The sequence below is a fragment of the Aliiroseovarius conchicola genome (genome assembly GCF_041403445.1).
GTDB lineage: Bacteria > Pseudomonadota > Alphaproteobacteria > Rhodobacterales > Rhodobacteraceae > Aliiroseovarius > Aliiroseovarius conchicola.
In genome coordinates, this window is sequence record NZ_JBGEHL010000001.1 from 106,041 (window position 1) to 120,949 (window position 14,909).

13 protein-coding genes are annotated in these 14,909 nt (G+C 55.3%); 6 read left to right on the top strand and 7 right to left on the bottom strand.

The annotated features are described in order from the left end of the window. Positions 1-373 precede the first annotated feature (373 nt). Positions 374-1,582: an aminopeptidase P family protein gene (locus tag V6N04_RS00485; RefSeq protein ID WP_371168148.1), complete on the bottom strand. Its 1,209-nt coding sequence runs from the start codon at positions 1,580-1,582 to the stop codon at positions 374-376. A 196-nt stretch (positions 1,583-1,778) separates the two neighbouring features. Further along, the gene (locus tag V6N04_RS00490) at positions 1,779-2,540 is read right to left on the bottom strand and encodes a metallophosphoesterase family protein (RefSeq protein WP_371168149.1); all 762 of its coding nucleotides are present in this window, start codon (positions 2,538-2,540) and stop codon (positions 1,779-1,781) included. A gap of 373 nt (positions 2,541-2,913) precedes the next feature. Between V6N04_RS00490 and V6N04_RS00495 the strand changes: the two genes are divergently transcribed. The 6 genes from V6N04_RS00495 (at position 2,914) to V6N04_RS00520 (ending at position 10,472) form a co-directional block, all read left to right on the top strand. Then, positions 2,914-4,788 carry a CAP domain-containing protein gene (locus V6N04_RS00495; RefSeq protein ID WP_371168150.1) on the top strand — a complete coding sequence of 625 codons (1,875 nt, stop codon included), beginning with the start codon at positions 2,914-2,916 and terminating at the stop codon, positions 4,786-4,788. Positions 4,789-4,890: 102 nt separating this feature from the next. Then, a complete protein-coding gene (locus V6N04_RS00500) occupies positions 4,891-6,627 on the top strand; it encodes a type I secretion system permease/ATPase (RefSeq protein WP_371168151.1) in 1,737 nt (578 codons plus the stop codon). Then, positions 6,620-7,915: an HlyD family type I secretion periplasmic adaptor subunit gene (locus V6N04_RS00505; protein ID WP_371168152.1), complete on the top strand. Its 1,296-nt coding sequence runs from the start codon at positions 6,620-6,622 to the stop codon at positions 7,913-7,915. Before V6N04_RS00500 ends, V6N04_RS00505 begins: the two co-directional genes overlap by 8 nt. A gap of 165 nt (positions 7,916-8,080) precedes the next feature. Continuing rightward, entirely contained in the window at positions 8,081-8,902 is an 822-nt protein-coding gene (locus tag V6N04_RS00510; protein WP_371168153.1) for an ABC transporter substrate-binding protein, read from the top strand. Positions 8,903-8,913: 11 nt separating this feature from the next. Then, a complete protein-coding gene (locus V6N04_RS00515) occupies positions 8,914-9,744 on the top strand; it encodes an amino acid ABC transporter permease (protein WP_371168154.1) in 831 nt (276 codons plus the stop codon). Then, positions 9,744-10,472, top strand: coding sequence for an amino acid ABC transporter ATP-binding protein (locus tag V6N04_RS00520; RefSeq protein WP_371168155.1), 729 nt, complete (start codon positions 9,744-9,746; stop codon positions 10,470-10,472). The genes V6N04_RS00515 and V6N04_RS00520 overlap by 1 nt, the downstream gene beginning before the upstream one ends. Before the next feature lie 86 nt (positions 10,473-10,558). On the opposite strand, the gene V6N04_RS00525 is transcribed toward V6N04_RS00520, so the two are convergent. The 5 genes from V6N04_RS00525 to V6N04_RS00545 are packed head-to-tail and all read right to left on the bottom strand — an operon-like array spanning position 10,559 to position 14,907. Continuing rightward, positions 10,559-11,848 carry an L-fuconate dehydratase gene (locus V6N04_RS00525; protein WP_371168157.1) on the bottom strand — a complete coding sequence of 430 codons (1,290 nt, stop codon included), beginning with the start codon at positions 11,846-11,848 and terminating at the stop codon, positions 10,559-10,561. Continuing rightward, on the bottom strand, positions 11,848-12,690 hold the full coding sequence (locus V6N04_RS00530) for a fumarylacetoacetate hydrolase family protein (RefSeq protein ID WP_371168158.1): 843 nt from the start codon (positions 12,688-12,690) through the stop codon (positions 11,848-11,850). The genes V6N04_RS00525 and V6N04_RS00530 overlap by 1 nt, the downstream gene beginning before the upstream one ends. A gap of 20 nt (positions 12,691-12,710) precedes the next feature. After that, positions 12,711-13,460, bottom strand: a complete 750-nt coding sequence (locus tag V6N04_RS00535) for an SDR family oxidoreductase (RefSeq protein WP_371168159.1) — start codon at positions 13,458-13,460, stop codon at positions 12,711-12,713. Positions 13,461-13,465: 5 nt separating this feature from the next. Next, a complete protein-coding gene (locus V6N04_RS00540; protein ID WP_371168160.1) occupies positions 13,466-13,795 on the bottom strand; it encodes an L-rhamnose mutarotase in 330 nt (109 codons plus the stop codon). Beyond that, positions 13,795-14,907 carry a mandelate racemase/muconate lactonizing enzyme family protein gene (locus V6N04_RS00545; RefSeq protein ID WP_371168161.1) on the bottom strand — a complete coding sequence of 371 codons (1,113 nt, stop codon included), beginning with the start codon at positions 14,905-14,907 and terminating at the stop codon, positions 13,795-13,797. Before V6N04_RS00545 ends, V6N04_RS00540 begins: the two co-directional genes overlap by 1 nt. Positions 14,908-14,909: the final 2 nt, after the last annotated feature.

Sequence of the window (14,909 nt, forward strand, 5' to 3'; positions counted from 1 at the left end):
TATTTGTCAGACATAAGCCAACACGAACGCCATTCGAAGATCAACAGGAAATCTTGTCTTCTTTGCTTTGCGTCATGAGAAATTGCACCCTTTTGGCCCCCAATTTCGGTCGACCATGGTACACTTTCAAAAACCGCTTTTACGCGGCTCGCCTCCATCTGTTTTCCCGTATCAAGACGCGGTCTCGCCCCTATCAACGTTCGTTTTATTTCGCGGCAGATGTCGTTTTTATACGATTCTTTCCTCTGCCGCGAATTCATCATATTGCCGTTCTCGCGACGTTTTTTATCGAATTCCTGCATCTTACGATGTTTTTGGTCACATTTTTACAGTCAAACGACGCGCCATGAGAAGATTGCGTCAGCCGATTGGCTTAAAGCGACACGACGTTGTGGTCAGGCCCGTAAGGGAATCCGGTGATGTTCTCCGCGCCTGTTTCGCCGATGACGAGAATGTCGTGCTCGCGATACCCACCTGCCCCGGCCGTTCCTTCGGGCAAGAACAGCATCGGCTCCATTGAGACGACCATGCCAGGCTCCAGCACCGTGTCGATGTCCTCGCGTAGCTCTAGCCCGGCTTCGCGACCATAGTAGTGCGACAGAACCCCAAAACTGTGCCCATAACCAAACGAACGGTATTGCAAAAGGTCTTCGCTTTCAAAGAACCGGTTGATCTCGGCTGTGATGCCCGAACAGGTCGCGCCGGGTTTGATCAGTGAGATACCAAGTTCGTGTGCCGCCACGTTCGCCTGCCAAATACGCAGGCTTGCTGCATCCGGTTCGCCAAGAAACAAGGTGCGTTCAAGCGCAGTGTAGTAGCCTGAGATCATCGGAAACGTATTCAACGACAGAATGTCGCCAGCTTGCAGCTTGCGCGTAGTCACCGGGTTATGCGCCCCATCGGTGTTGATCCCGGACTGGAACCAAACCCAGCTGTCACGTAACTCGCTGTTCGGATGAGCGCGGGCAATTTCGACCTCCATCGCATCACGTCCCGCCATCGCGACGTCAATCTCACGTGTGCCCACACGGATCGCATCACGAACGGCAGCCCCTCCGACATCGGCGATACGCGCGCCTTCGCGGATCAGTGCGATTTCTTCGGCAGACTTGATCATGCGCGCTTGCATTGTGTCGGGCGCGATGTCGTGAAATTCGCTGTCCGTTAAGAAGCTCTCTGCCAGCCCGCGCTGTGCCAGCGTCATGTGATCGCCTTCGATCCCGATGGATTTTGAATTTCCCACCAGGTTCTTAACCGCGCGCCAATAGTTGTTCCGTTCCCAATCAGTGTAGATGACATTGTCACCATAGGACCGTCGCCACGGTTGACCGGCATCAATGTTGGCCGACACGGTTGTGCAGCGATCCGCCGTCACAACGCAGCCATAGGGCCGCCCGAACGCGCAGTACAGGAAGCCTGAATAATAGGCGATGTTGTGCATCGACGTGAACACAACCGCTTCGACCCCACGATCCGCCATAATCTGACGCAGCGCGGTCAATCGGCGCTCATACTCAGCGTCCGAGAACGGCAGTGGTGCTTTCTCTCCGTTCTCACAAACAAAATATTGGGTGCGTGACATATCTCGTGTCTCCGTATTCCGAGGCCGAGTAAGCAATATCCCGGCCAACCAAACTCCCCGGCGTGCAGGGCGGTTGATCTCCGGACCTTGCGATGGTGCTTCCATCGCAGGGCAGCGACGCCATCGCTGCGGATGGACATATGAATGGAGGCTTCGTTGAATTCTGTCAACAGACAGATGAGGTCTTCAACCGACGCTAGGAAATAACCGCTGCACCGGTATCCGAGATGCGGACGAAACTAAGATCGCCAGTTAGATACGCCCCGGTATCGATCGATATCCGCCCTTCTTGCGTGGACACTTCAGGCACGATTGTATGACCATGCACGACCCACTGACCATCTTCACGGGCGCGTTTGTGAAACTCTGGATGTCCCCAGATCAGCGCGTGCCGATCCTGACGCTCCATATCCACCGCCGGATCCGCCCCTGCATGCGTCACCCAAACATTTCCCGACCGCCAACTGACCGGCAGACTGCTAAGCCACGCCCGCAAGTCTGCGCCCAGCTGCGCACTGAGTTCATCCCGAGCGTCCAGAATTTCAGACTCGCGTTCGTCTTCTGGAGACATCACGTTGAAACTTCGAAGTGTCTCGGCACCCCCATTTCGCAACCAAAGGCGATGATATCTGACGGGGTCATCCAGAAAACCAAGCAGCATGTCTTCGTGATTGCCAGCAAGGCAGACAACTTGATCAGGCTTGGCAGATTGAAGGTCAAACAGTCGACGCAGCACACCAGCGCTGTCTGGCCCGCGATCAACATAATCGCCCACAAATACCGTAGGATGGGGTTCGTCGACTTGCTCTAGCTGCCGCAGAACACCTTCCAAAAGGTCCAGCCGTCCGTGAATATCTGCGACTGCGAAAAATGGTGCATCCGGCACTATGGGTGCACCGAATTTAGGCTCTGCCGAGCTATCCTTGCTTCCCCCAAACAATCCCTTGATCCACCGCATCGGCCTGATCGTCTTCCCTGTTTATGCGCAATCCGGCGCCTCCGATGGCAGAACATAGGACGGACCGGGTCGTGATGACCAGCGCGCAAATCATTCTTCGCGAACATGCGATCCGGGGACCGGATGAATCAACCAACCGGTTTCAACTTGCAACCATACCCCGTGCTTCGGCGCGTTCATGCCAGTTTGCCGAGTCGCACTCGGCGGAAAATGGGTCTGTCAAAGCCCTGAAAAACCGCTGAGCACCTGCCCGCCGAGGGTTTCGACACGAACCAGCATTCGAATGCCGAAGAGAGCCGCGATCACAGACCGCCCTACCGGTTGGCGTACGCATCCCCCTTTCTAGGGCTCCAAACCACTCACGGAGACTACAATGCCACTATCAAACGAAGAACAGTATCGGATCGAACTGCTCAACCGGGCGCGTCTTGACCCAGAGGGTGAAGCCGCGCGTTATGGGATTGATCTGAACAAAGGCCTTGGGGCCGGAACGATCTCAAACGATGTGAAGCAACCGCTCGCGCCGAACGAGTTTCTGAACCAAGCTGCGGAAGGCCACTCACAGTGGATGCTTTCGACAGACAAGTTCAGTCACACAGGCGCAGGCGGCAGCACCCCTACTGCTCGGATCCAAGCTGCAGGCTATGATCTAAACAATGGATCTGGCTGGGGCACTGGCGAGAACATCTCGGTCCGTAGCATTTCGGACAACCCGAGCGCTGAAGACGCCATCAAAACCATTGACGCCCATCACGAAGGGCTTTTCAAAAGCGACGGTCACCGCACCAATATTATGGGTGAGGATTTCCGCGAAGTCGGTGTTTCGCAAGAAATTGGACAGTTTAACTTTGGTGGCGGTGAATGGCCGTCTTCGATGCTGACCAACAACTTCGCCTATGCGGGCGATAAGGTATACGTCACTGGCGTCACTTATAACGACGCAGACGCGGATGGCTTTTACACGATTGGCGAAGGCACTGCTGGCACCACGTTCTCTGCCGGTGATGTTACCGCTGATACCGCCTCTGCTGGTGGGTATTCGCTGGGCGTGACTGCTGCCGAGACAACCAAGATCACCATTTCTGGTCCCGACAATGTGAACGGTGATGTCGAAGTCGACACATCGAAAGGCAACGTCAAACTTGATCTGGTGGACGGTAAAACGCTGCTGAGTTCGGCCAACACCACACTTGGTCAGGGCATCAACGACGCCCGCCTTCTGGGCACCGCAGCGCTGAGCCTTGCCGGGAACGAAGCCGCCAACAAGCTGACCGGGAATGCAGGTGATAACATGCTGAATGGCGCTGGTGGTGATGATGTCATCTCTGGCGGTGAAGGCAATGACACTGCTGTGTTTGGCGTGGATAGCACGGCGGTCAAAGTCTCTTTTGCCGAAGGTGTTTTCCAGATCGAATCTTCGGAAGGCAAGGACACAGTCCAACAAGTTGCTGCGTTCAAGTTCAACGACAAGACCTTGACGGCTGACGAAATGCAGACGCTTGCGGAGAATACACCGGACCCAGAGCCCACGCCTGATCCGGAGCCTACCCCTGATCCAGAACCAACTCCCGATCCAGAGCCTACTCCCGATCCAGAACCTACTCCCGATCCGGAGCCCATTCCTGATCCGGAACCTACCCCTGATCCGGAACCTACTCCCGATCCGGAGCCTATTCCTGATCCGGAACCCACGCCCGATCCGGAACCAACTCCTGATCCAGAACCAACTGGCTGCCCATGGGATGATGATGATCGTGCAACCAACGAAGCCGATACAATCACTCTGAACGACGATGGCGACATGATCTTTGCCCGTGCTGGCGATGACATGATCGCCGGCGGCAATGGCGACGATCTGATCGAAGGAAATTCTGGCAAAGACACCCTGATGGGTGGCGCTGGGAATGACTTCATCGGTGGTGGTTATGGTGACGACACCATGGATGGTGGCGCAGGCCATGACTATTTGGTTGGCGATCAGGGCGACGACACCATGACCGGTGGAGCTGGACATGACATGTTCGACTTCAACGGCGGCAACGACACCATCACGGACTACAAGGCCGGTGAAGATCTGATCATCACCGACATGGAGCTTCTTGGTGGTCTGTCCGAACAGGAGTTCCTGCAATCCAATGCCAAGGTCGAAGATGGCAACACCATCCTTAGCTTTGCCGATGGCAACAGTCTGACACTGGAAGGTGTCGACAGTGTCGATGGCATCGATCTTTGGGCCTTTGGCTGCTGATCCTCCCCCCAACAGATCCATCGCGGTCTGTCTAAGAAATGCGCCCTCCTTTTCGAAGGGGGGCGTAACTGCTGTCAGAAACCATAAAAAAGCGGAGCGGATATGACCGATCCAAAGAACAAAACACGAGAGCTAAGCCAGACACTGGCGCAGTTCAAAAGCGAAATCATCGGCGTTGCGATCTTCAGCGCTGCGGTCAACATCCTGATGCTGACTGGCCCTCTGTTTATGCTACAGGTCTATGACCGTGTGCTGTCCAGCCGATCCTCGGCCACGCTGGTCGCATTGTTCGCTTTAGTTGTTTTTCTATACGGACTAATGGCATTTTTAGACCACATACGCGGACGCGTGCTGGCACGCGTCGGGGCTGGCTTCCAATCCGCCCTTGATAACCGTGTCTTTGACGTGGTGCTGCGACAAGCAGGTGATCCCGACAAGCGGCCGCGCCCTGCAACAGGATTGCGAGACCTGACCAGCATCCAATCGCTCCTCGCCTCGCCCGCCCTGACCGCTCTGATCGACTTGCCATGGGCTCCTGCTTTTCTGGCGCTACTCTTCGTCTTCCACCCGCTGCTGGGTTGGTTCGCCCTTGCAGGCTGTGCGGTTCTGTTGGTGCTGGCCTTCGCCAACCAACGCGCCACCCGCATTGCGCAAAAGGATGCAGGGCAACTGGCCGCCGAGGCCGAGGGACGTACCGAATACATGCGTCATTCGATCGAGACCATTCAGGGCCTCGGTATGAAAGAACCGCTGACCAATGACTGGCGCAATGTGCGAGACAAAGCGCTCGCCAGCCGCATTCAAGCTGCTGACAAACGCGGTGGTCTGTCTGCGGCCACCAAGGGATTTCGGCTTTTGCTGCAGTCAGGCGTTCTGGCACTTGGCGCTTGGCTCGTCCTTCAGGGCGAATTGACACCGGGCGCGATGATCGCGGGCTCTATCCTGCTTGGCCGCGCCTTGGCTCCGGTTGAACAAACTGTCGCCCAGTGGGGCTTGGTCCAGAGCGCAATGCAAGGATGGTCATCCCTGAACGCGATGTTGTCCACGACACCACCTGAGCCCAAGATGCTTGCGCTCCCAAATCCACAAAGCCGCATGACAGTTACCGGTCTGGCTGTTGCGCCTGCAGGCGTGTCCAAACCCATTCTGATGGGGGTAAGCTTTGATATTACTCCCGGCGAAGCGGTGGCTGTGATCGGCCCAAGCGCGGCGGGCAAATCGACGCTTGCCAAAGCTCTGACTGGCCTTTGGCAACCCCGCGCTGGTGAAATCCGGATGGGTGGGGCTGACCTTCATCAATATCCGTCAGATCGGCTTGGCCGACTGCTTGGATATCTACCGCAAGAGGTCGTGCTGTTTCCGGGAACCGTGGCGCAAAACGTTGCGCGGTTTGACCCCGACGCAAACGATGATGACATCGTCAAAGCGGCGAAATCTGCGGGTGCGCACGACCTGATCCTTGGCCTGCCCAACGGATATGACACGAAAATTTCTGACAGTGGAAGCCGCCTGTCAGGCGGTCAACGCCAACGTGTTGGGCTGGCACGGGCATTGTTTGGCAACCCGGCGATCTTGATCCTTGATGAGCCGAACTCAAGCCTCGATGACAGCGGCATCCAATCACTTAATCAAGCGATTGCCGATGCGAAAGACGCGGGCCAAGCAGTGATCATCATCTCGCATCGCCCCTCGGCGTTGGCACAGTGCGAACGCGTCGTACTGATCGACAAAGGCAAGATGCGCGCCTTTGGCCCACGCCAAGAAATCCTTGAGAAGTTCGTAAGACGAAGCCCGGCTGTTGTCCCGGCACAACCTGATCGGAGAGTTGAAAATGCCTAATGACTGGAACACGAAGAAGTATGTACGACACGGCGTTTTAGCTCTGTTTGTTGGGTTCGGCGGGCTGGCCATATGGGGCGCCTACACGACCATCAACGCGGCGGTCGTTGCCTCGGGGTTCATCGAAATCGATCAACGAAAGCAGGTCGTGCAACACCCCGACGGCGGCGTGGTTGCAGAAATTTTAGTCCGCAATGGCGACGCAATTAAAGCTGGCGAAGCGATCATCAAACTAGACGATGCGGAGCTGCAGTCGGAACAGAACATCCTAAGTCGTGCGCTGTTTGAAGTTCAGGCCAATATCGACCGACTGACGGCCGAAGCTGCCGAGCAAGATCAGATCAGTTTCCGCCCCGCACTGACCGAAGCTGCGGGCGATGATGACGAACTGAAATTACTGCTGGGCACCCAACAAACGCTCTTTGACAAGCGGCACACGACGCTCGGCCAGACCGATGATCAACTGCGCGAGAGGCGCGCCCAGTCCGAAGCATCGATCGTTGGCCTACAGAAGCAGCTTGCAGCGAACCAAACGCAGGCGGAATTGTTGCAAAACAATCTTGAAACCTTCAAGGATTTGCTGGCTAAAAAACTGACGGAGCGCTCGCAAGTCCTAGAGCTTCAAAAGGAGCTGGCACAAGTCGACGGCAGAACCGGCGAGACCGAGGCCCAGATTGCTGCCACCCGGAACGCTATCGCGGGTTATGAAATCGAGCGCTTGAAAGCCCGTTCCGAACGTCAAGAAAGCGCGCAGGAGGAGATTAGAAACCTTCAACCTCGCGAGGCTGAGTTGCAAGAAAAGCTGCGGGCGGTCGAAACCCGTCTGTCACGTCTTAGCCTGACAGCCCCGGTCGATGGCATTGTCTATGGCATGAACGTCTTCACAGTCGGATCCGTGGTGCCCGCGGGGGGGGAGATCGCCTCGATCGTGCCTGATGAAAGTGCGCTGATTGTGACAGTGCAACTGGCCCCGACGGAAATCGACCGCGTAACGGTCGGCCAAGACGCCGTCTTGAAGTTTCCCGCTTTCAACGCGCGGACCACCCCTGAGGTCTCAGGTCAGGTCAGCTTGATCTCGGCTGATGCGATTACCGATGAGCAAACCGGTCAGCGCTATTTTGCGGGTGAAGTGATCATCGATCCGTCAGCCTATGATCTTCTTGGGGATCGCGAGATCATCCCCGGGATGCCGGTTGAAACCTTCATTCAAACCGGCGCGCAAAGCCCGGCATCTTATCTGCTGAAACCCTTCACGGACTATCTTGATCTCGCTTTCCGCGAAGAATGATCGGCAAACATAGCCTGCGCGCGGCCCTGAACATCGGGCCGCGCCACGTCCCAACACGCTCTCAAATTGAAATACGCGCGTTACTCATCAGAAAATAAAGGTTGATCTGGACACTTGTCTCGCCCGCGCCGTAAACTCGCAGGCGCATCCAATTTGGAGAACCTGATGAAACCGATTTTCACAACTGCCCTGATGCTTGGCTTGCTAAGCTCCACTTCCGCAATTGCCCACAACCACTGTGCCGATGGAAAAACTCTGACACCCGGTGTGCTGACCGTTGCCACCGGCAACCCCGCGTATTTCCCGTGGGTGATGGATGATGATCCAGCCAGCGGCGCAGGTTTCGAAGCCGCAGTGGCCTATGAGGTCGCCAAGCGAATGGGTTTTGAGAAGGACGCCGTTGTTTGGACACGCGCCACATTCGATCAGTCGATCCAACCCGGTCCGAAAGATTTCGACTTCAACCTGCAGCAGTTCTCGATCACCGAAGACCGCGAAAAGGTCGTTGACTTCTCAGACCCCTATTACTCCGCCGCAATGGCCGTACTTGTTCGCAAGCCCACAGTTGAAGGTGGGGCAACCGCCGAAGTTGATTCATTGAAGTCGCTGAAATGGGGCGTCATGGCGGGCACAACAGCACTCGAAACGGTGAATGATGTCATTGCTCCCGCAGATACACCGTTGCTTTATGACGATAACGTCAACGTCGTAGAAGCGATGAAGGCCAACCAGATCGATGCAGCTTTGTTTGACCTGCCGACGGCGCTCTATCTCAGTGCAGTCGTTCTGGACGACGGCGCTATGCTGGGCCAGTTCCCAGCGGATCGAAGCGAAAACCCGGATCAGTTCGGCATGTTGATGGAAGAAGGCAGCGCGTTGAAAACTTGCGTGAACGAGGCATTGGCCGAAATGACCGCAGACGGCACACTTGCGGCAATCGAAGCCCAGTGGCTGCAAGAAACCACCGGCGTTCCGCTGATCAAATAACGACGACTATCATGAAAAATCAAAGCGCGGGCCTCACGGCCCGCCAAATTTATGAGCGCAAGGCGCGGCGTAAGTCGATCACGGTTGCCACCGTCAGCACGGCCATCGTTGTCGCGCTGATCGTCATTTTGCTCCCCCTAACGCCCGGCTGGGATCGTGTTAAGGCAAGTTTCTTTGACTGGGACATTCTGGTCAAAACCTTCCCGTCCCTGCTGTCGGCATTCAAGTGGGATGTGGCTATTTTCCTGTGGTGCACACCCGCGATTGCCTTCCTCGGCCTCTTCATTGCACTTTGCCGCGACGCGCGCGCGCCTGCGCTGTTTCCATTGCGTATTTTCGGTGTTCTCTACACCGATATTTTCCGGGGTGTACCTGTCATCCTGATCGTATTCCTGGTGGGCTTCGGCATTCCCGGCCTCGGTCTTCAACGGCCATGGAACAGCCCCTACATCTGGGGGTCGCTCGCGCTGATCCTGACCTACTCCGCATACGTGGCCGAGATCTTTCGCGCTGGCATCGAAAGCGTACATGAAAGCCAGCGAGCCGCCGCTAAATCGCTTGGTTTATCGCATTTCGACATCATGCGGTATGTGGTTTTGCCGCAAGCCATTCGCCGCGTTGTGCCCGCAAATATGAACATGTTGGTCGCGTTGCAGAAAGACGTAGCCTTGCTGTCCTTCATCGGCCCGGTCGAGTTGTTGCGCCAAGCCGGCGTGCACAAATCCCTTCTGGCAAATTTCACCCCTTATGTCGGAGCAGCGATCATCTTCTTGGCGGTTACGATCCCGGTCACACGCTTTGCTGACTACTTGATCGCCAAACAAAACAAGGCCCGCAGTTGATGTCGATTCTCAAACTCGCGAACATTACAAAATCCTTTGGTGATGCGGATGTGCTGCGCGGCATCGATCTTGAGGTCGAAGAAGGCGAAATGATCTGCTTGATCGGCGCCTCCGGCTCGGGGAAATCCACGCTTCTGCGCACGATCAACCTGCTTGAGCCAATTGACGATGGCGAGATCTGGTTCGAGGGCAGTGATATTTCGCTTCCCGAAGTCGCGCCGCAACCCGTTCGCCGCAAAATAGGGTTGGTGTTTCAAAGCTTCAACTTGTTCCCGCATATGACAGCGCTTGAAAACGTCCTGCTCGCCCCTTCGCGCGTCTTTCGAAAATCCCGCAAATCGCTGCTGCCCGAAATCACGCGGTTGTTTGAGAGGTTCAATCTGGAGCACCGGAGGGACGCCTACCCCGATCAATTGTCAGGCGGCCAACAGCAACGTGTCGCGATCATACGTGCATTGGCGATGCAACCCAAGATTATGCTATTTGACGAAGTGACGTCCGCTCTGGATCCTGAACTGGTCAGCGAAGTGTTGGATGTTTTGTTGAAGCTTAAAGAGCAAAAAATGACCATGATACTCGCCACCCACGAAATGGGCTTCGCCAAAGAAGCCGCCGATCGTGTTTGCGTTCTGGATGGTGGCAATATCATCGAAATGGGCCCACCAGAACAGATATTTAACGCCCCCAAGACCGACCGGGCACGTGCTTTCTTGGCGTCTGTTTTGTAAGGCCCTCGCCTCTGGCGCCTGCCGTGCCTAGCCCCATTGTTGACGTCCAGCACATCCACCCAGACGCGTATCAAGATACCTGTGCATTACTCAGCTGCGACCGATGGATCGAATTGATAGTCTCGGAGAGTGTCAGCTTTCATTTGGATTGAGAACCCTGCCGCGGTGGGAGCTTGATAGACTCCGTGTCGAACAACACATGGATCTACAAAATGCTCATGTAGGTGATCCACGAACTCGATTCTCTTGCTGTTCTTCTCTCCGGTAATCGCGACATAGTCGATCATTGAAAGGTGCTGGACGTATTCACATAATCCAACGCCACCCGCATGGGGCCAGACGGGCAGGTCGAACTTGGCAGCCATCAGCTGAACGGCTAGCACTTCGTTCAAACCGCCCAGTCGACAGCTGTCAATCTGCACAAAGTCGATCGCACTGTTGGCTATGAACTGCTTGAACATAATGCGGTTTTGGCACATTTCGCCCGTGGCGACCTTGATGGGCGCGATGGCATCGCGGATTTTACGATGCCCCATCACGTCGTCAGGACTGGTGGGCTCCTCGATGAACAATGGGCGAGCAAATGCCAATTTACGAACCCAATCAATGGCTTGATCGACCTCCCACACTTGATTGGCGTCGATCATGATATTCATGTCGTCGCCCATTTCCTCGCGAGCAATAGTCAGACGGCGGATGTCGTCATCCAGGCTGCGCCCCACTTTGAATTTTGTATGCGTGAACCCCGCATCGCGCGCCTCTCGGCACAGACGCCGCAGTTTATCGTCGGAATAACCCAACCAGCCTGCCGACGTCGTGTAACACGGATACCCCTCTGCCTTCAGGACAGAAATTCGGTCGGCTTTTCCTGCCTCGCCAGCTTGCAGTATATCCAAAGCCTCTGCTGGCGTCAGAACGTCCGTCATATACCGAAAATCAACCAGCTTGATGATCTCTTCCGGGGGCATTTCGCTCACCAACAACCAGACAGGTTTACCTGCCATTTTTGCCAACACGTCCCAAACAGCGTTGACCACGGCGCCAGTGGCCAGATGGATTGCCCCTTTGTCGGGCCCGATCCAACGTAATTGACTATCGCTTGTAATATGGCGCCAGAAACGTCCCATGTCCTCGCGCACCCAATCCAGATCAACCCCAACTAATAAGTGTTGCATTGCGTTGATTGCCGCTATGCAAATCTCGTTGCCGCGTCCAATGGTGAAGGTCAGGCCATGCCCGTGATGGTTGCTATCCGTTTCCAACACGACGTAGGCAGCAGAGTAATCCGGGTCGGGGTTCATCGCATCAGAGCCATCCAGACTGTCCGACGTTGGAAAGCGAAGATCATAGGTGCGTAGTCCAGTGATTTTAGTCATTAGCCTGCCACCACCTTTTGCCTCTGAACACCCAATCCGGCAATGCCAAGTTCAATCCTGTCACCCGGCTTCAGATAGGTCTCTGGAGTTTGCCCCATGCCGACGCCCGGTGGCGTCCCAGTCGAAATCACATCTCCGGGCTGAAGGCTCATGAACTGCGATAGGTGCGAGACGACGGTCGCAACATCGAAATGCATGGTGCGGCTAGATCCATCCTGGTAACGATGGCCATTGACCTCCAGATACATTGAAAGATCTTGGGGGTCTTGGATCTCGTCCCGGGTCACCAACCACGGACCGATCGGACCGAAAGTATCGCATGATTTTCCCTTCACCCATTGGCCAGAACGATGAAGTTGGAAGTCGCGCTCGCTTAGATCATTGACCACACAATAACCTGCAACATGGTCAAGCGCCTTGTCGACTGACACGTATTTGGCGTGTTTTCCAATGATCACACCCAGCTCGACCTCCCAGTCTGATTTGACCGAGGTCCGAGGGATCTCCACATCATCATTTGGACCCATGATCGACGACGTTGCCTTGAAGAAAATCACCGGTTCTTCCGGCAGCTCCATTCCAGCCTCGGCTGCGTGATCTGCATAATTCAGGCCGATACAGATAAACTTGCCCACTTGTCCTACACAGGCTCCGATACGAGGTTCGCCGCCGACTAAGGGAAGGCTTCTTGGATCAACACCACGTAGTTTTTCAAGGGCTGCATCCCCCAATATGTCACCAGCAATATCCCCGACCTCTGAAGATAGGTCACGAATGTTGCCATCTGCATCTAAAAGACCGGGTTTTTCTGCGCCCAAGGGGCCAAATCGCAAGAGTTTCATTGTTTGGTTCTCCTTGGAATTCAGATTGCCCAGCCGCCATCAATGGCGTGGGTTTGTCCAGTGGTAAAGCCGCTGTCATCGCTGGCAAGATACAAGGCCAGTGCTGCGATTTCCTCCGGTGTGCCGATGCGTCCCATTGGCTGTCGGGCGATGAAGTCAGCGAGGGCTTGTTCATAGTTGCCAGTGGCACGGAGCCGTCCATGCATTGACGGGCTGTCGACCGTGCCCGGACAGATCGCGTTGCAGCGAATGCCGCGAGTCACATAGTCGGCAGCGATAGATTTCGTCATCCCGATGACCGCCGCCTTGGACGCGCAATAGGCAAAGCGGTTCGGCACGCCCTTCAGCGAGGAGGCCACCGACGACATATTGATGATCGACCCGCCCCCGTTTTCCAGCATCGATGGAAGGGTTAGCTTTGTCATTCGATACATCGCCTTGACGTTCAATTCAAAGCTGAAATCCCAATCTTTTTCATCACAATCAAGGATCGAACCGTTGGCCACATATCCTGCGCAATTGAACAAAACATCTAGAGCCCCGAGGTTTGAGGTCGCCGCCTGAACCGCATCACCATCTGTGACATCAAGCTTTAGCGCCGTAATCCCGTCAATGGCATCAAGCTCAGCCAAGGCGTTGTCGTTAATGTCGCTGGCGATAACATGTGCGCCTTCGGCCGCGAACAGCTCGGCGGTCGAACGTCCAATGCCCTGACCAGCAGCGGTGATAAGTGTCTTTTTTCCGGCCAGCCGGCCAAATTTCTGGGTCATGTTTCCTAGTCCGTGTGAAATACTTCTTGCATCATCGACCATTGCTCACCCTCGGCGCGGGTCGCGAGCGGGGATTGACAGGGGTCGGTGTAAGTCCACCAGTCCTGCGTTTTCGGGTCTTTGGCCATACGCGCCATATCGCCCTCAAAATCCGAGCCGTGATACTCCCAATAGCCAAACAGCAGGTTCTCTGGCTCGCGTAGGAAAATCGTGTAATTGCGGATGTTGCTGGTTTTGATCTGGGCCAGAACATCCGGCCAAACGGCGGCATGCAATTTTTTGTATTCGTCGACCATATCGGATTTGATACCGATGAGCATTCCCATTCGTTGCATCATGACCTCCCGGATATCGTTTTGGATACAAGCGACTGTTTAGCGATCACATCCCAATCCCAGTCTATCCCAAGACCAGGCGTGTCGTTGGGTTTGGCAAAACCGTCCGATATTTCAATCGTATCCTTGGTGATGGTATCCAATTGGGGAATGTACTCCAGCCATTTTGCGTTCGGCACGGCACACACCAGCGGCAGATGAAGCTCCATCAGGAAGTGAGGGCAGACCATGATGTTAAACGCCTCGGCCAAATGTGCGACTTTGAGCCATGGTGTGATCCCCCCGATCCGGGCCACGTCGACTTGAACGATGCTGGCCGCACCCGCTTGTAGATAGTCTTTGAACTGGCTTAGCGAATACATGCTTTCGCCTACCGCTATGGGAACTGACGTGCGCCGGGCAAGTTCAGTGTGCCCTGCCACATCGTCGGCTGGCAAAGGCTCTTCGAACCAGCCGATGTTGTGTTCTTCCAATACGCGTGCAAGCCTGATGGCTTCTGACAACGTGAACCCTTGGTTGGCATCCGTCATGATTTCATAACTGTCACCGACCGCGTCGCGCACCGCTTTCAGGCGAGCTGCGTCCTGACTGACGTGGTCCGAGCCGATCTTAATCTTGGACCCCTTGAAACCCTTGCTTTGCATCTCAAGCGCGTCATCAATAAGCACCTGTGTCTCAAGATGCAGCCAACCCCCTTCGGTCGTGTAGAGCGGGATGCGATCGCGCGTCCCTCCAGCAGTTTTCCAAAGAGGGAGCTCAGCCTTTTTGCATTTCATGTCCCAAAGCGCTGTATCAATAGCCGCCAGCGCAAGCGACGTTATCGCCCCGACCGAAGTCGCGTGGGTCAGAAACAACAGATCCCGCCAGATCCCATCAATTCGATCCGGGTCGCGTCCGATCAGTGCGGGGCCCAAAGTGTGTTCCAATAGCGCAATGACCGAAGGTCCACCCGTGCCGATCGTATAGCTGTACCCAGTACCAGTTGCCCCATCACTATCATAGATCGTTACCAACGGTGTTTCTTGACTCACAAATGACTGAATGGCATCGACTCGTTTCACCTTCGGAACCAGATCAATCATTTGGATATCTATACGAGTGATTGTTGCCATGT